Consider the following 16,231-nt stretch of genomic DNA (forward strand, 5'->3'; position numbering starts at 1 on the left):
CGCAGGGTGTCCTCGGTGTGCGTGCTAGAAAATATAGTCGGTGGTGAGGAAACTCGACTCCCGTCCGCGGATGATGTCGCTGATCAGTTCCTTGTTGCTCTCCTGGAACTTGGTCGCCACCAGCGTGCGGATCGAGAAAGTCCGCAACGCGTCGTGCACCGACAGCGTGCCTTCAGCCGAATTCTTGCGCCCGTTGAACGGGAAGGTGTCCGGGCCGCGCTGGCACTGGGCGTTGATGTTGATCCGCCCGACCTGATTGGCAAAGATATCCACCAGCCGCCCAACCTCGGCGGGATTGGTGCCGAACAGGCTCAATTGCTGTCCGAAGTCTGACTCGAGGACGTAGTCGATCACAGTGTCCAGGTCACGATAAGGCACGATCGGCACCACCGGGCCGAACTGCTCTTCATGATAGACGCGCATGTCGGTGGTCACCGGGTACAGCACCGCCGGATAGAAGAACGAACCGCGTGCCTGGCCGCCATTCTCGTTCACCACGTTGGCGCCTTTTCTCACGGCATCGTCCATCAGCCCATGCAGGTAATCGACCTTGCCTGACTCCGGCAGCGGCGTCAGAGACACACCGCTTTCCCACGGCATGCCGGGTTTGAGCGAGGCCAGCTTGTGGTTGAATTTCTCGATGAAACGGTCGACCACTTGCTCGTGAACGAAGAGGATTTTCAGCGCAGTGCAGCGCTGACCATTGAACGACAGCGAACCGGTGACGGCTTCGTTGACCGCATTGTCCAGATCCACCTCGGGCAGCACGATGCCGGGGTTTTTCGCGTCCAGCCCTAACGCTGCGCGCAAGCGGTGCGGTTTCGGGTGCAGTTTCTTCAGGTCACTGGCGGCCTTATTGGTGCCGATGAAGGCAAAGATGTCGATCTTGCCGCTGGCCATCAGCGCGCTGACGGTCTCGCGGCCGCTGCCGTAGATCACGTTGATCACCCCGGCCGGGAAGCTGTCGCGGAACGCTTCCAGCAACGGGCGAATCAGCAGGACGCCGAGCTTGGCCGGTTTGAACACCACGGTGTTGCCCATGATCAGCGCCGGAATCAGCGTGGTGAAGGTCTCGTTCAGCGGGTAGTTGTAAGGTCCCATGCACAAGGCGACGCCAAGCGGCACGCGGCGGATCTGGCCGAGCGTGTCCTGTTCCAGTTCAAATCGGCTGGAGCGACGGTCGAGTTCCTTGAGGGCGTTGATGGTGTCGACGATGTAATCGCAGGTACGGTCGAACTCTTTTTCCGAATCCTTGAGGTTCTTGCCGATCTCCCACATCAGCAACTTGACCACCGCCTCACGCTGTTCGCGCATGCGGGAGAGGAATGCTTCGACATGCTGAATCCGTTCGGCCACCCGCATCGTTGGCCAGTTGCCCTGACCACGGTCATAGGCGCGGACGGCAGCATCGAGGGCGGTCAATGCGGTGTCGGCGTCGAGCAGTGGCGTGCTGCCGAGAATGACTTGCTCATCACCGTTTTCGCCGGTCAGGTAGACCGGGCTGCGGACGATTGCCAGAGGGCCGTTCCAGATTTTCAGGACGCCATCGACAAGGTATTCACGTTGCTCGGTTTGCCCGTCGAGACGGTATTGCTCCGGGATGTCGCGGGCGGTCGGGAACAGGTTGCCAAGGATGTTTTCTGTGCTCATGTCGCTACCCCGTCTGGATTGGGTGATGCGGATAAGGTTTTTATCGCCAGACACTGCCATGAGGTCAAGACCTGTCAGCCGTGTCTTTTTCTGGAATGACGGCGATGGCTACACATCATTCTGATGCCGGTTTTGGCTCGGCATAGGATGTGCGCCATGATTAGCATTGCTGAATCGTTTTATCAGATTGCTTCGGCAACTGCTACGGAGGATTTGAGCGACACCAGCACAGTTTCGTGTCTGCACCGCTCTTGCACCTTTCAACACACACAAACTGCCGCGTGCCGGGTAAACTTCATGCCTTTCCAGAGGAGTTCTCATGAGTTACTACCAGCCGGGCATCCTTGCCACCCCCGTTCCGCCTCAGGCGCGTCATTTGTTTTTCGCTCTCGAATCCGCCGAAGCTCTGCCGGCTGCGCTCGACAACCTGATGAAACTGGTGGACGGCAAGTCGGCAGTGGTCGGTTTTGGCAAGTCGCTGGTCAATGCACTGGGCGCGAAAGTAGCGGGGCTGCGACCGTTCCCGGCGATGATCGGCGTTGGCGTCGATAACCCTTCGACCCAACACGCGCTTTGGTGCTGGTTGCACGGTGAGGATCGCGGCGAGTTGCTTAATCGTAGCCGCGCCCTTGAAGTTGCGCTGGCTCCGGCGTTGCGCCTGGTGCAGATGAATGAAGCCTTCCGTCATATGAGTGGCCACGACCTGACAGGCTATGAAGACGGCACCGAAAACCCCCACGACGAAGCCGCCGTTGCCGCAGCGCTGGTGGCCGAGGGTGAGGACAGTCCGGTGGGTGGCAGCTTCGCCGCGATCCAGCAGTGGCAGCATGACCTGAGCGGTTTTAATGCGATGCCGTCCCATGAGCAGGACAACATCATTGGTCGCCGCAAGAGCGACAACGAAGAACTCGACGACGCGCCAATTTCCGCCCACGTCAAACGCACGGCCCAGGAAAGCTTCACCCCCGAAGCCTTCATTGTGCGCCGTTCGATGCCGTGGATCGAAGGTGATCGTGCCGGCCTGATGTTCCTGGCCTTCGGTCATTCCTTCAACGCCTTCGAAGCCCAACTGCGCCGCATGAGTGGCCTGGAAGACGGCGTCGTTGACGGTCTGTACCGCATGAGCCGGCCGATCACCGGTGGTTACTACTGGTGCCCTCCGCTCAAGGACGGCCAGCTGGATCTGCGTGCACTGAACATCGGCTGAAGACCAACGCAGATCCTGTAGGAGCAAAGCTTGCTCGCGATGAACGATATCGCGGTGTATCAGACATACCGCCATCGCGGGCAAGCCTTGCTCCTACGGATCGGGGGGGCGCTAATCGCTTTTTACTGTGCGGCGGGGGCATAGACTTCGCGGCCGGCGAACCAGGTGCTCAGCACCCGAGTGTCGTGCAGGGCTTTTTCGTCGACCTTGAACACATCGCGGTCGACGATAATGAAGTCCGCCTGCTTGCCGGGCTCAAGCGAACCGATCTGCTGTTCCAGGCCAATGGTGCGGGCGGCGTTGACGGTGTAGGCGTAGAACATGCTCTCGCGATCGATGCCCTCGGCGGCGTTCAACACACCTTTGGGCCCGACACGGGTGATGGCCTGGGCCATCGCATTGAACGGGTTCGGCGATGACACCGGCCAGTCACTCGCACCGGCAATCGTTGCGCCTTGCTTGAGCAACGAGTGCGCCGGGTACTGATAGCGGAAGGCGAGCGCGCTGACGTACGGCTTGATCATGTCCAGGGTGTACTCGTCAGCCGAGGCCCAGAGCAACTGCATCGAGGCGATCACATTGAGTGGCTTGAAGCGGGCGAACTCCTTGGGGTTGACCAGTTGCAGGTGGGTGATGGAGTGGGTCACGCCGCTTTGCCGATCCTTGCGCGCCTGCTCGATCCCGTTCAACGACTCGCGCACCGCACGGTCGCCAATGGCGTGGATGTGCACCAGCCAGCCGCGTTGGTCGGCGGCACTGACCAGCTCACCGAAATGCGCCGGATCGATCAACAGCTCACCCTGTTTGTGCGAGTTGTTATAGGGATTGATCAGCGCCGCGCTCTGCGCCGGAAATTCCAGTACGCCGTCGGCGAAAATCTTGATGCCGGGCAGGCTCAGGTTCGGGATGTCCTGGAACTGCTTGCGCACCGTGTCCAGCGTCCCCAGATCGGCCGGGCGGCTTCGCGGGTTGGCCACCAGCAGCGCGGCGATGTGCGCGCTCATGGCCCCGGTTTCAGACAGCGCCTTGTACACCGGCAGGACGCCGACGGTTTTCTCCGTGGGCTTGAGGGCGAACACCGGTTCCCCCGGCGCGGCGTTGGCGGCCGGGTCCATCCAGGCCGTGATACCCAGACTGTTGTTGAACCGCAGCGCAGCCTGGGCGGCTCGCAGCAGGTCCGCCGGACTGGCTTTGGGCATGATCGAAGCGACCCGGTCCCAACCCGCATCCACCAGAAAACCGTTGGGCGCGCCATTCGCCAGGCGGCCGATAGTGTCGCGCTCGGCGGCGGGCAGGGTGTTGATCAGCGCGGCGTCGATCCCGGCACGCGTGAGCATTACGTTGTTGGCCCAGGCGGTGTGGTGGTCGCTGCCGGTGAACACGATCGGCACCTGCGCCCATTCACCCTGGTTGAAACGCTGGGCAAAGGCTTCGGCTTGCGCCCAGTAGGTCGAACTCATGCCGGCCACACTCAGCACATCGCCGTGTTTTGCCTTGCCGTCGTCACGCCAGCCGCGCAGACGTTTTTCCAACTCATCGAGACTGACCTGTTCATCTTCCATGTTGGCCGAGGCCAGTTCGAGGCCGCCGAAGATCGCGTGTGAATGGCTGTCGATCAGGCCGGGCATCAGGGTTTTACCCGCCAGATCGATGACCCGGGTCGAGGGCTCGATCAACGCCTTGATCTGCGCGTCGCTGCCGACCTGCAACACTTTGCCGTCCTCCACTGCCAGGGCCTGGACCTTGGGTTGGGCGTGGTCGGCGGTGAAGATCTTGCCGTTGATCAATACCAGATCGGCGGCGGCCATGGCTTCCATCGAGGCAAAAGCCACGGCGCAGCTCAGGAGTGTCGGGATAACTCTATTCATGCGGGATGCCTTGTTTTTATTCGTCTGGCAGCGAGACTAGTGGCTTGGCACGCTGGGCAGAACACCTGAAACCAGCAAAACCCTTTTGCCTGAATGGAAAAACCATGGACACGCTCAGTGCCTTGAAAATGTTTGTTGCGACCGCGGAGCACGGCAGTTTCAGCCGTGCCGCGCAGCAACTGGGCAAGACCCCGTCGGCGCTGACCAAAGCGGTCAGTCATCTGGAGGATGAGCTGGGTGCGCGCTTGTTCGAGCGCAGCACGCGGCGCACTTTATTGACTGAGGTCGGGCGGCTTTATCTGGAGACCGCGCGCCAGGTGTTGCAACGCCTGCAAGAGGTCAGCGAAGAGATCCTGCAGGTGCAGCATGGTTTGCAGGGCACGCTGAAAATCACTGCGCCGCTGGCCTTTGGTCGGGCCTTTCTCGACGAGGCGTGCGCAGGCTTTCTCGATGAGTACCCGCAAATCAGTTTGCACATCGACCTGTGCGATGAGTTCGTCGATCTGCTCGAAAGCGGCTACGACCTGGCGTTGCGTGAAGGTCATGACGACCTGCCCGGACAGATCGCCCGAGTCATCGGTGAGAATCGCCTGGCCCTGTGTGCCAGCCCGGATTACCTGGCGCGCAACCCGGTTCCGGTGACGCCGCAGACCCTCGATCAGCATCACTGGCTGCTCTATCACCATGCGGCCCTGAGCCGTGAATTCTGGTGGGTCGAGCGCGACGGTCAACGGCTCAGCTTGCCCCAGCCGTCGCGGCCGCGCCTGAAGAGCGACAATTACGACTTGCTGCTGGCCAGTGCGCTGGCGGGACGCGGGCTGCTGCACGCACCGCTGTGGAGTGCCGCGCCGTATCTGGCGGATGGCCGGCTGGTGCGGTTGATGGCCGACTACGAGATTGATCCGGACGCGTTCGGTTCGCACATCCTGGCGGTGTATCCCAGCCACCGTCGCGCCACTGCCAAGGTGGCGGCTTTCATCGATTTCATTTCGGTTTTTCTGCGCCAGCGCGGCTTGGGCTAAGCGTTACGACTGGCGGTTATTGTCAGGAAAACCCGAGAGGAGTACAAATGTACTCCATGACGACTTTGACTCCCCGCCGTACTGCCATCCTGACCTTCATCCGCGACCGTATCGCGCAACAAGGCCAGTCACCGAGCCTCGCTGAAATCAGCGAGGCGTTCGGTTTTGCCTCACGCAGCGTGGCGCGCAAGCATGTGGTGGCGCTGACCGAGGCCGGTTTCATCGAGGTCAATCCGCACCAGGCCCGCGGTATTCGCTTGCTCAATCAGCCGCGTCGCCCCGAGTTGCTGGACATCCCGGTACTCGGGCGGGTGGCCGCCGGTGTGCCGATGGGCGTCGATGCCGAGGTGCACAGCCGCTTGTGGCTGGATCCGGCAATGTTCTCGCGCACACCGGACTACTTGCTGCGGGTTCAGGGCGACTCGATGATCGGCGACGGCATTCTCGACGGTGATCTGGTGGGCGTGCGCCGCAGTGCCGAGGTGCGGAACGGCCAGATCGTCGTTGCGCGGCTTGAGGGCGAAGTCACCATCAAGCGCTTTGAGCGGGTAGGGGACAGCGTGCGGTTGCTGCCGCGCAACCCGGATTACAGCCCCATTGTGGTCGCCGCCGATCAGGACCTGGCGATTGAAGGGGTGTTCTGCGGTCTGGTGAGGCAAGGGTGATGGGCGCCGTCGTTGCGCTGGATACGCTGTTCAATGGCGGCCAGGTCTGGAAAGGCCGGCCCGCGCCGCCGAGCATCAGCCCGCAACCGACCGGGCATGCGGCACTGGACGCGGCGTTGCCCAGCGGCGGCTGGCCGGAAGCGGCACTGAGCGAAATCCTTGTCGCCGGGCAGGGCGTGGGCGAGTTGCAGCTGGTATGGCCAACCTTGGCCCGACTGACGACCGCCGGTGAGCGGGTGGTGCTGGTAGCGCCGCCGTATGTGCCGTATCCCCAAGCCTGGCAGAACGCCGGGGTGGATTTGCGGCAATTGTCGATCATCCAGGCCAGTGACCGCGAGGCACTGTGGGCGGCGGAACAATGCCTGCGCTCAGGCAGTTGCGGGGCGGTGTTGTGCTGGCCGCAACAGGCGGATGACCGCGCCTTGCGCCGTTTGCAGGTGGCGGCGGAAACCGGGCAGACCCTGGCGTTTGCCTATCGCTCGATCAAGGACGCCATCAATCCTTCGCCGGCAGCCCTGCGCATCGCCATCGATTCAAGGCCCGCGCAGTTAAGGGTGCTCAAGTGCCGTGGCGGGCTGGCCCGTTCGGCACCGATTGCCTTCGCCACGGGGCAGTGAGGTTGGCATGCGCTGGGTCTGTATCCTTTTCCCGCAACTGGCGCTGGACGCGGTGTTGCGTCAGCGCAGCGATCCTGACGAACCGTTGGTGTTGCTGAGCGGCCCGGCGCAGCGTCGGGTGTTGCAAGCGGTCAATGCGCCGGCGCGAGCATTGGGGCTGCGTCCGGGCCAGTCGATGACCGCCGCCCAGGCCTTGAGCAAGGCCTTTGTCAGCGCCGACTATGACGTGGCCGAAATCGAGCATTGGCAGCAGTTTCTCGCCGCCTGGGCCTATCGCTTCAGCTCCCAGGTCAGCGTGCATTACCCGCGTGCGGTGCTGTTTGAAATCGAATCGAGCCTGGGGCTGTTCGGGCCTTGGTCGCAGTTCGAGGCGCGGTTGCGCGCAGAGCTCACGGCACTGGGGTTTCGCCATCGACTGGTCGCGGCGCCCAACCCGCTGGCCGCACGGGTCCTGGCCAATGCCTACGACGGTCTGGCGGTGCCGGACAATGATGCGTTACGGCAATTGCTCGGGCAGATGCCGGTCGAGCGGATCGGGCTTGAGCAAACGGTCGCCACCGCACTGTCGCGCATGGGCTTGCGCACCTTGGGCCAGGTTCAGGCGCTGCCGCGTCAAACCCTGGCCCGACGCTTCGAGGCGCAAGTGCTCAAGCACCTCGATACCTTGTTGGGCGAACGGCCGCTGGCCCTGGGGTTTTATCTGCCGCCGGACCGTTTCGATGTGCGGATCGAGCTGAATTTCGATGTGCAATCCCATCAGGCATTGCTGTTCCCCTTGCGCCGGCTGACCGGTGATCTCTCGGCGTTCCTCTGTGGCCGGGACAGCGGCGTGCAGCGCTTTGACCTGCATCTGGAACACGCCGGGTTGCCGGACACGCTGATCAAGGTCGGCCTGCTGAGCGCCGAGCGCGACCCGGCGATGCTCTTCGAACTCGCGCGCGGTCGGCTGGAACAGGTGCAGGTCGAGGCGCCGGTACGCGGTTTTCGGCTGTCGGCGCAGGACTTGCCAAGCTTCGTCCCGCAGCGCCGGGAGCTGTTCGACGAACGCCCGCAACAGTCCTTGCCCTGGGAACAACTGCGCGAACGCTTGCGTGCGCGGCTCGGGGATGAGGCGGTGCAGGGCCTGGGTTTTCAGTCCGATCACCGGCCGGAGTGTGCCTGGCTGCCGAATGCACAACCTCAGGCCTGTCCGGCGCTGCCTGATGTACAGCGTCCCGGCTGGTTGCTGACCGAGCCGTTACCCGTGCACGAAGGCACGGCGCGCATCCTCATGGGGCCGGAGCGCATCGAGTCCGGCTGGTGGGATGGCGCCGACGTGCGCCGCGATTACTACCTGATCGAAACCCGCACAGGCTCCAAGGCCTGGGCCTATCGTACGGTGGGCGAGGCCGGGCCGCTGTGGCTGCAAGGCTGGTTCGCATGAGCGCCGGCTACGCCGAACTGCACTGCCTGTCGAACTTCAGTTTCCAGCGCGGGGCGTCCAGTGCCCACGAGCTGTTCGAGCGGGCCAAACGTCAGGGTTACCAAGCCCTGGCGATCACCGACGAGTGCACCCTGGCCGGTATCGTCCGCGCCTGGCAAGCGGCCAAGGCGCTGGAATTGCCGTTGATCATCGGCAGTGAAATGCGCATCGAGAACGGCCCCAAGCTGGTGTTGCTGGTGGAAAACCTTGAGGGTTATCAGGCCCTGTGTCGGCTGATCACCCATGCCCGACGGCGTACGGAAAAGGGCCAGTACCGGGTGTTGCGCGAAGACTTCAACGGGCCATTGCCCGGACTGTTGGCGTTGTGGGTGCCAGATGCCGTTGACGCACTGGAACACGGCGCCTGGCTGAAAGGTATTTTCGGCGAGCGGCTGTGGCTGGCGGTCGAGCTGCATTGCGGGCAGAACGACGCCCGGCGTCTGGCTGATTGGCAGGCCCTGGCTGCCCGCTTGCAGATTCCGGTGGTGGCCAGCGGCGATGTGCACATGCATGCCCGTGGTCGGCGTGCATTGCAGGACACCATGACGGCGATTCGTCTGCATGTGCGGGTCGCCGACGCCGGGCAGCGCTTGCATCCCAATGGCGAACGGCACTTGCGCAGCCTTGAGGCGTTGCGTGAACTGTACCCAGCGTCGCTGCTTGAAGAAACGCTGATCATTGCCCGACGTTGTACTTTCGACCTCGGCCAGTTGCGCTACCAATACCCGCGTGAGCTGGTGCCTGAAGGGCAGACCCCGACTTCCTGGCTACGTCGGTTGACCGAACAGGGCCTGAGCAGACGTTGGCCTGAAGGGCCGGACAGCACGGTCATGGCGCTGATCGAAAAGGAGCTGAAGCTGATCGCCGAGCTCGGTTACGAGAGTTACTTCCTCACCGTCGAAGACATCGTCAGCTTCGCCCGCAGCCAGCGCATTCTGTGTCAGGGGCGCGGTTCGGCCGCCAACTCGGCGGTGTGTTACGCGCTGGGAATCACTGAAATCGACCCGAGCCGGACGAGCATGCTGTTCGAGCGGTTCCTCTCCAAAGAGCGCAACGAGCCACCGGACATCGACGTCGATTTCGAGCACGAGCGCCGCGAAGAAGTCTTGCAGTACGTGTTCCAGCGTTACGGCAGGACGCGGGCCGCACTGACGGCGGTGGTCAGCACTTACCACGGTGCCGGTGCGATCCGCGACGTGGCCAAGGCCCTCGGTTTGCCGCCGGATCAGGTCAACGCGCTGGCCGATTGCTGTGGCCATTGGAGCGACGATGTACCGCCGCTGGAGCGTCTGCGCGAAGGTGGCTTCGACCCGGACAGCCCGGTGTTGCGCCAGGTGCTGAGCTTGACCCGGCAGTTGATCGGCTTCCCCCGGCACCTGTCCCAGCATCCGGGCGGTTTCGTGATTTCCGAGCAGCCGCTGGACAGCCTGGTGCCGGTGGAAAACGCAGCCATGGCCGAGCGCACGATCATCCAGTGGGACAAGGACGACCTGGATATGGTCGGCCTGCTCAAGGTCGACATTCTTGCCCTCGGCATGCTCAGCGCCATTCGCCGCTGCTTTGACCTGCTGCGCGACCACCGCGGGCGAGACCTGAGCCTGGCCAACATACCGTCCGAGGACCCGCAAACCTACGAGATGATCAGCCGCGCCGACACCATCGGAGTGTTCCAGATCGAGTCTCGGGCGCAGATGTCGATGTTGCCCCGGCTCAAACCCCAAAACTTCTATGATCTGGTGATCGAAGTGGCCATCGTTCGTCCCGGTCCGATCCAGGGCGGGATGGTGCACCCGTACCTGCGGCGACGTAACAAGGAAGAGCCGGAAACCTATCCCTCGGTGCAACTGGAGGCCGTGCTCAAACGCACTCTCGGCGTGCCGTTGTTTCAGGAGCAGGTCATGCAGATCGCGATTGTGGCCGCCGACTACAGTCCCGGCGAGGCCGATCAGTTGCGCCGTTGCATGGCGGCCTGGAAGCGCCATGGCGGTCTTGAGCCGCACCAGAAACGCCTTCGCGAAGGCATGCTGAAAAACGGCTACTCGGAGGAGTTCGCCGCGCAGATCTTCGAGCAGATCAAGGGCTTTGGCAGTTACGGTTTTCCCGAATCCCACGCCGCCAGTTTTGCCTTGCTGACCTACGCCAGCTGCTGGTTGAAATGCCATGAGCCGGCGGCGTTCGCCTGTGCGCTGATCAACAGCTGGCCGATGGGTTTCTACAGTCCGGACCAGATTCTCCAGGATGCGCGCCGGCATCAGTTGCAGATTCGTCCGGTGGACGTGGCCGCCAGCAATTGGGATTGCAGCCTCGAGCCGACTGACGGCGAACAACCGGCGATTCGCTTGGGATTGCGCATGATCAAGGGCTTTCGCGAGGACGATGCGCGCCGCATCGAAGCCGCGCGTTTGCAGGGTGAGTTCATCGACATCGCCGACCTGGGCGAGCGCGCCCGACTCGATGCTCGCGCGCAAGAACAACTGGCCGACGCCGGAGCGTTGCGTCGGCTGGCCGGTGATCGCCATCGCGCGCGCTGGGAAGTGGCGGGGGTGCAGAAACAGCTGGGGTTGTTCGCCGGGTTGCCGAGCCAGAAAGAGCCTTGCGTGGTGTTGCCCAAACCGACCGTGAGCGAAGACCTGCAAGCCGACTACAGCAGCGTCGGCACCACACTCGGCCCGCATCCGCTGGCGTTGTTGCGCGATGAGTTGCGTGCCCGACGTTGCCGCAGCTCACGGGAATTGCTGGAGGTCGAACATGGGCGCAACGTCAGCGTCGCCGGCCTGGTCACCGGCCGCCAACGCCCGGGCACGGCCAGTGGCGTGACCTTCGTGACCCTTGAAGATGAGTTCGGCAACATCAACGTCGTGGTCTGGCGCGACCTCGCCGAGCGTCAACGCAAAGCACTGATCGGCTCGCAATTGCTCAAGATTGACGGCCGCTGGGAGAAGGTCGGCGAAGTCCGGCACCTGATCGCCGGACGCTTGAGCGACCTGAGCCCGTTGCTCAACGGCATCAGCGTGCATAGCCGGGATTTTCACTAGTCGCCATGATTATTCAAGAAACTGACGCCAGAAAATATAATCACTGTCATCAGTAGTGGCGCTTTGGCATAATGGCGCCCGCTGACGTCCTGCACGTCGCTTATCGATTCGAATCCCCATCGCTTTTTCGCCACCACAATCCGCAGTGGCGGGTCGCTGTCATGCCGGGATAAACCGTTTTTCAGAAGGAATGCACAGTGAGAATGATCTCTCGAATGGTGGTATCAGGGGCAGCGATTGCCGTATTGGGTGCGATGGCCGGGTGTGCGACCGAAAGCTCCCGGGCATTGCCGGTAGCCAAAGTCGAAAGCGCCAGCCAGGCCTTTGTCGGTGTTCGAGTGCCGATGGCCGTTGGCAAGTTCGACAACCGTTCGAGCTATATGCGCGGGATCTTCTCCGATGGCGTGGATCGCCTCGGCGGTCAGGCCAAGACCATCCTGATCACTCATTTGCAGCAGACCAACCGCTTCAGCGTGCTGGACCGCGACAACATGGGCGAGATCCAGCAGGAAGCATCGATCAAGGGGCAGGCCCAGCGCCTCAAGGGTGCTGATTTCGTGGTGACCGGCGACGTTACCGAGTTCGGTCGCAAAGAGACCGGCGATCACCAGCTGTTCGGCATTCTTGGCCGTGGCAAGACCCAGGTGGCATACGCCAAGGTCAATTTGAATATCGTCAATATCAGCACCTCGGAAGTCGTTTATTCGACCCAGGGCGCAGGTGAATACGCCTTGTCCAACCGTGAAGTCATCGGCTTCGGCGGTACTGCTGCCTACGATTCGACCCTCAACGGCAAGGTGCTCGACCTGGCCATGCGCGAGGCGATCAATCGCCTGGTGGATGGCATGAACTCGGGTGCATGGAAGCCGGGCAACTGATCAAGGTCGATGACAAGGAGCGGTACAAGCATGTTCAAACGTTATATGTCGTGGGCGTTGATGACGTCGATGTTGCTGGTCAGTGGCTTACTGGCCGGATGCAACAGTCCGAAAACCCTTTATCAGTGGGAAGGCTACCAGCCACAGGTTTATGAGTATTTCAAAGGCGAAGAGCCCAAGGAAGCTCAGGCCGAAGCGCTGGAGCGCGACCTGCAAAAGATCAAGTCCACCGGCAAGACTCCGCCGCCTGGTTACCACGCTCACCTGGGGCTGTTGTACCTGAGCCTGGGCAAGGACGATCAGATGGTGCAGCAGTTCAGAACCGAGAAGACCCTGTTTCCCGAGTCGACACCGTACATGAACTTTCTGCTTAAAAACGCCAAGACCGGAGATGCCCAATGATCGCGCGCTCATTGAAACTGATGGCCGGCTTGCTGGCCCTGGCCGTCCTCGGCGGTTGCGTCAGCCCCAAGACCGTGGACTACTCGGCTTACAAGCAAAGCCGTCCAAAAACCATTCTGGTGCTGCCGCCGCTGAACAACTCGCCGGACGTCAAGGCGTCCTACAGCATGCTCTCGCAGGTTACGTACCCGCTGGCTGAAGCCGGTTACTACGTGCTGCCGATCGCGCTGGTCGACGAGACGTTCCACCAGAACGGCCTGACCACGCCGGCGGACATCCACCAGGCGCCGGCCAACAAACTGCAAGAAATCTTCGGTGCCGATGCCGCGCTTTACATTACCGTGACTGACTACGGCACTCGCTACATGGTGATCTCCAGTGCAACCGTGGTTACCGCCAGCGCGAAACTGGTGGACCTCAAGACGGGCACGACCTTGTGGACCGGCTCGGCCAGCGCGTCGAGCGAAGAGGGCAACAACAACAGTGGAGGCGGTTTGTTGGGTGCGCTGATCACCGCAGCGGTCAAGCAGGTCATCAACAGCTCCACCGACGCCGGTCACCCGATTGCCGGTATCACCAGCGCACGACTGCTGTCGGCGGGACACCCGGCGGGCTTGCTGTACGGGCCGCGGTCGCCGATGTACGGCACCGACTGAAATTCCGGTTGCCGACATGCGGTGCTCAACACAGCGGCGGGCACGAGACTATTCTGGTGGGTGAGGGCGCTGACAATATCGACACGTCCGACCAACGGTCACCGCTGGTCTGATTGATAGTCGACAGCGACCACCGAGCGAGGCCATTCTGATAACTGGCGAGCGCACGCAATGGCGTTCGCCTCCGATCAACAAACGGAGGTGTTCCATGCCGGTTAATCATGACCTGTATCAGGACCTGAGCTGCTCAAAGGAAGTCATTCAGCAAAAGCGCGCCAATGATCCTCACCTGAACGCGCTGCTGGACAAATATTCGGATATCGACAAGCGTGTCCTGGAGGCAGAAGCCCAGGCTCTGGCAGATGACGAATTGAGGAAGCTCAAGGCAAAGCGCCTTTCAATCAAAGACGAAATATCCCGGAGTTTGAACGGTTCTGTCAGAACGTGACCACCGTGGGGGGCGCGGTGTCGCCCCCTTGTTTGGCAGCCCGCTTGCAAGCGTTGATTCAACATTGAGTGTTGCGTATCAGGCGATTGCCCCTGTCTGGGCCGGGATCGTCTGTTGCGCCATGTCGCGCAAGGCCAGCATCGAGGCTGCCGATTCGTGCTCGATACGCCGCTTGAGCAGCAGTCGATTGGCCAGGCGCATCAGTCGTCCGCTGAAGCGGTATTCCAGGGTGCGAACGAAGCGCGTGCTGCCACCCTCGCTGGCGCATTCATAAGTCAGCAGCAGCTCCAGACCATGATCACCCTGAGCGCGAGCGCTCCAGCGTCGCCCCGGCAAATACTCCTCGACCTCCCAGCTCAGATGCCCGGCTCGTCCACCCGCATGAATGTCCTCTTCAAAACGTGCCCCCGCGTGCAGCGGTCCTGGCGGGCCGTCGACTTTCAGCGATGACGGGTGCCACTCAGGCCAACGCGTCGCGGTGCTGGCGTAGGCAAGCACCGAGATCGGGTCGCGCCCGATGTCGATCCGGTGTTGCAGGCGGGTCATGGGCGCTCGTCTCGTTTGAAGGTGCGAATGATCGGGTTCAGCCTCCCAATACAGCGTGCCAAACAGGTAGTCCATTAGCGGGAAAACGATATTGAAATTGCGCTCCTGCATCAGCTCGCGACGGTGATGCAGTGCGTGTAGGCGGCGCATCTGGCGAATCCACGGCAGGCGGGTGACGGGATTGCCCGGCGGCAGATGTTCGCAGGCGTGAAACACCTCGTAGGCCAGATAGCCAAGGATCATGCAGCCTGCGAACAGTCCGGCGATGTTGCCATTGAGATGTTTGAGCAGCCACCAGGCGGGCAGGGTGATCGCCAGGCTGTGCAGCACAATCAGCCACGCCGGAAACAGAATCACCCGCCAGTCGCGCGCAGAATCGTAGGTCATGTAGCCGGGGGCGAAAAAACTGTGGTGATCGCCTGCGTGTCGGGCATAGAACAACCGCGCAAAAGCCTTTTTGTGATGGCCCAGGTGGCGGTGCACCACGTAGACCGCGAAATTGAAAAACAACAGCGTCAGCGGCACCGCCAGCCACTCCAGCGGTTGCACCTGGTGCACGGTGCTCCAGAACAGCGTGATGCCCAGCACACCGAAGGCCAATACAAAACCGCCGTGCAGCCACGGGTTGTAGAGCCGATGAATATCGGCCCGGTAACGGGCACGAAACGCCTGCGTGGTTTGCCTCACCGCGATCACCTGTTGTCGTTGTTATTAACAAAAGACTAGTCGCGGAGAAATTATTCAGCCAATGGATGTCGGGAATGAGTGGGTATTCACGCCGAACGGGTATGGATTTTGCTCAGATCAACGGATCCCAGCGCTGCGACCAGTCGCTGTCGGTCTTGACCAGTTCGCGCAACAACTCGAAGGCCTGTTGCAGCACCGCCGAGTCGCGATCCCGCGAATACACCAGATAGGTCGGGTAACTGAATTCCGGGGCTTTGGGCACCCGTTCCAGCACGCCGCTGTCGAGGTAGGTCTGAACCACCCGAGTGCGGAAATAACCGGTGCCACCGTTCTGCAGGATGTATTGCAGCGCCAGCGGGCCGAGATTGAAGCTCACCGCGGCTTTGGCCTTGTCCGGCAGCGCCGCGTCGTGCTGGCGCCGGAACTCCTTGCCCCAGTCGATATAGACGTAGGGTTCGGGTCTGGACGGCAGGCGCACCAGAATGAGTTTCTCCTCAAGCAGTTGCTCCACTTGCAGCTGTGGCCAGTACTCGGGTTGAAACACCAGCGCGGCATCCAGCACGCCCAATTCCAGCTGGCGCAGCAGGTTTTCGCCGTCGCGGATTTCTGTGCGCAAGGCGTGGCTGGGGATCTTCTCACGCAGTTCGCGGGCCCAACTGAGCATCAATGGGTTGCACAAACTGACCTCGCCGCCGATGTGCAGCACATTGCGGTAGCCTTCCGGCAACGGCAAATCCCGGCGCGCGGCTTCCCACGTCTGTACCAGCTGATTGGCGTACACCACGAAGGCTTCACCGTCTGCGGTCAGGCGAGCGCCAGCGCGGTTGCGCACGAACAAGGTGCTGGCGAGCTGGCTTTCGAGCTTCTGTACCCGAGCGGTGATCGCGGTCTGGGTGACGTGCAGCTTATCGGCGGCGGCCGCAAGACTGCCGCAGCGAACGATTTCCAGAAAGGTACGGGCGAGATCGATGTCCATAAGCAGTCGCTGAGGTGAAGAGCCCCGCAGTGTAGAGCAAGCGCGCCTGAACTCGAACTGAATGAGCAGGAAGCGGCATGCACGGGGGCGAATCCTCGCTCTACACTGCAAA

General features: G+C 61.9%; 14 protein-coding genes. 10 read left to right on the forward strand and 4 right to left on the reverse strand.

What is annotated here, in order from left to right; genetic code table 11:
• Positions 1-24: 24 nt before the first annotated feature.
• On the reverse strand, positions 25-1,650 hold the full coding sequence (locus tag AABM55_RS13045; RefSeq protein ID WP_347929792.1) for an NADP-dependent glyceraldehyde-3-phosphate dehydrogenase: 1,626 nt from the start codon (positions 1,648-1,650) through the stop codon (positions 25-27).
• 319 nt (positions 1,651-1,969) lie between these two features.
• Between AABM55_RS13045 and AABM55_RS13050 the strand changes: the two genes are divergently transcribed.
• On the forward strand, positions 1,970-2,857 hold the full coding sequence (locus AABM55_RS13050; RefSeq protein WP_054596982.1) for a Dyp-type peroxidase: 888 nt from the start codon (positions 1,970-1,972) through the stop codon (positions 2,855-2,857).
• A 122-nt stretch (positions 2,858-2,979) separates the two neighbouring features.
• Here the strand turns inward: AABM55_RS13050 and AABM55_RS13055 are convergent, their stop codons facing one another.
• On the reverse strand, positions 2,980-4,725 hold the full coding sequence (locus tag AABM55_RS13055) for an amidohydrolase (protein ID WP_347929793.1): 1,746 nt from the start codon (positions 4,723-4,725) through the stop codon (positions 2,980-2,982).
• Positions 4,726-4,829: 104 nt separating this feature from the next.
• On the opposite strand from AABM55_RS13055, the gene AABM55_RS13060 reads away from it, so the two are divergent.
• From AABM55_RS13060 to AABM55_RS13100, 9 genes are all read left to right on the forward strand, one after another.
• A complete protein-coding gene (locus AABM55_RS13060; protein WP_347929794.1) occupies positions 4,830-5,747 on the forward strand; it encodes a LysR substrate-binding domain-containing protein in 918 nt (305 codons plus the stop codon).
• 47 nt (positions 5,748-5,794) lie between these two features.
• On the forward strand, positions 5,795-6,412 hold the full coding sequence (lexA, locus tag AABM55_RS13065) for a transcriptional repressor LexA (RefSeq protein WP_347929795.1): 618 nt from the start codon (positions 5,795-5,797) through the stop codon (positions 6,410-6,412).
• Positions 6,412-7,029: a translesion DNA synthesis-associated protein ImuA gene (imuA, locus tag AABM55_RS13070; RefSeq protein ID WP_054596986.1), complete on the forward strand. Its 618-nt coding sequence runs from the start codon at positions 6,412-6,414 to the stop codon at positions 7,027-7,029. Before lexA ends, imuA begins: the two co-directional genes overlap by 1 nt.
• 7 nt (positions 7,030-7,036) lie before the next feature.
• Complete coding sequence (locus AABM55_RS13075) at positions 7,037-8,452, forward strand: DNA polymerase Y family protein (RefSeq protein ID WP_347929796.1); 1,416 nt, start codon at positions 7,037-7,039, stop codon at positions 8,450-8,452.
• Positions 8,428-11,526 carry an error-prone DNA polymerase gene (locus tag AABM55_RS13080; protein ID WP_347929797.1) on the forward strand — a complete coding sequence of 1,033 codons (3,099 nt, stop codon included), beginning with the start codon at positions 8,428-8,430 and terminating at the stop codon, positions 11,524-11,526. Before AABM55_RS13075 ends, AABM55_RS13080 begins: the two co-directional genes overlap by 25 nt.
• A gap of 203 nt (positions 11,527-11,729) precedes the next feature.
• Positions 11,730-12,404, forward strand: coding sequence for a CsgG/HfaB family protein (locus tag AABM55_RS13085; RefSeq protein WP_347929798.1), 675 nt, complete (start codon positions 11,730-11,732; stop codon positions 12,402-12,404).
• Between the two features lie 45 nt (positions 12,405-12,449).
• The gene (locus AABM55_RS13090) at positions 12,450-12,806 is read left to right on the forward strand and encodes a DUF4810 domain-containing protein (RefSeq protein ID WP_347930023.1); all 357 of its coding nucleotides are present in this window, start codon (positions 12,450-12,452) and stop codon (positions 12,804-12,806) included.
• Complete coding sequence (locus AABM55_RS13095; protein ID WP_054596991.1) at positions 12,803-13,462, forward strand: DUF799 domain-containing protein; 660 nt, start codon at positions 12,803-12,805, stop codon at positions 13,460-13,462. The genes AABM55_RS13090 and AABM55_RS13095 overlap by 4 nt, the downstream gene beginning before the upstream one ends.
• Before the next feature lie 208 nt (positions 13,463-13,670).
• A complete protein-coding gene (locus AABM55_RS13100; protein WP_054596992.1) occupies positions 13,671-13,910 on the forward strand; it encodes a YdcH family protein in 240 nt (79 codons plus the stop codon).
• A gap of 78 nt (positions 13,911-13,988) precedes the next feature.
• Here AABM55_RS13100 and AABM55_RS13105 read toward each other — a convergent pair whose 3' ends face one another.
• Positions 13,989-15,143 (reverse strand): SRPBCC family protein, encoded by a 1,155-nt coding sequence (locus tag AABM55_RS13105; RefSeq protein WP_347929799.1) that lies wholly within the window; start codon positions 15,141-15,143, stop codon positions 13,989-13,991.
• Positions 15,144-15,255: 112 nt separating this feature from the next.
• A complete protein-coding gene (locus tag AABM55_RS13110) occupies positions 15,256-16,119 on the reverse strand; it encodes a LysR family transcriptional regulator (RefSeq protein ID WP_054596993.1) in 864 nt (287 codons plus the stop codon).
• Between the last annotated feature and the right edge of the window lie 112 nt (positions 16,120-16,231).

Origin of the sequence: Pseudomonas helvetica (assembly GCF_039908645.1) — a bacterium.
Lineage (GTDB): Bacteria > Pseudomonadota > Gammaproteobacteria > Pseudomonadales > Pseudomonadaceae > Aquipseudomonas > Aquipseudomonas helvetica.

Excerpts from the sequence above, each read along its gene's own strand:
- AABM55_RS13045 (WP_347929792.1), bottom strand. The coding sequence starts at position 1,650 with ATGAGCACAGAAAACATCCTTGGCAACCTGTTCCCGACCGCCCGCGAC.
- AABM55_RS13050 (WP_054596982.1), top strand. The coding sequence starts at position 1,970 with ATGAGTTACTACCAGCCGGGCATCCTTGCCACCCCCGTTCCGCCTCAG.
- AABM55_RS13055 (WP_347929793.1), bottom strand. The coding sequence starts at position 4,725 with ATGAATAGAGTTATCCCGACACTCCTGAGCTGCGCCGTGGCTTTTGCC.
- AABM55_RS13060 (WP_347929794.1), top strand. The coding sequence starts at position 4,830 with ATGGACACGCTCAGTGCCTTGAAAATGTTTGTTGCGACCGCGGAGCAC.
- lexA (WP_347929795.1), top strand. The coding sequence starts at position 5,795 with ATGTACTCCATGACGACTTTGACTCCCCGCCGTACTGCCATCCTGACC.
- imuA (WP_054596986.1), top strand. The coding sequence starts at position 6,412 with ATGGGCGCCGTCGTTGCGCTGGATACGCTGTTCAATGGCGGCCAGGTC.
- AABM55_RS13075 (WP_347929796.1), top strand. The coding sequence starts at position 7,037 with ATGCGCTGGGTCTGTATCCTTTTCCCGCAACTGGCGCTGGACGCGGTG.
- AABM55_RS13085 (WP_347929798.1), top strand. The coding sequence starts at position 11,730 with ATGATCTCTCGAATGGTGGTATCAGGGGCAGCGATTGCCGTATTGGGT.
- AABM55_RS13090 (WP_347930023.1), top strand. The coding sequence starts at position 12,450 with ATGTCGTGGGCGTTGATGACGTCGATGTTGCTGGTCAGTGGCTTACTG.
- AABM55_RS13095 (WP_054596991.1), top strand. The coding sequence starts at position 12,803 with ATGATCGCGCGCTCATTGAAACTGATGGCCGGCTTGCTGGCCCTGGCC.
- AABM55_RS13100 (WP_054596992.1), top strand. The coding sequence starts at position 13,671 with ATGCCGGTTAATCATGACCTGTATCAGGACCTGAGCTGCTCAAAGGAA.
- AABM55_RS13110 (WP_054596993.1), bottom strand. The coding sequence starts at position 16,119 with ATGGACATCGATCTCGCCCGTACCTTTCTGGAAATCGTTCGCTGCGGC.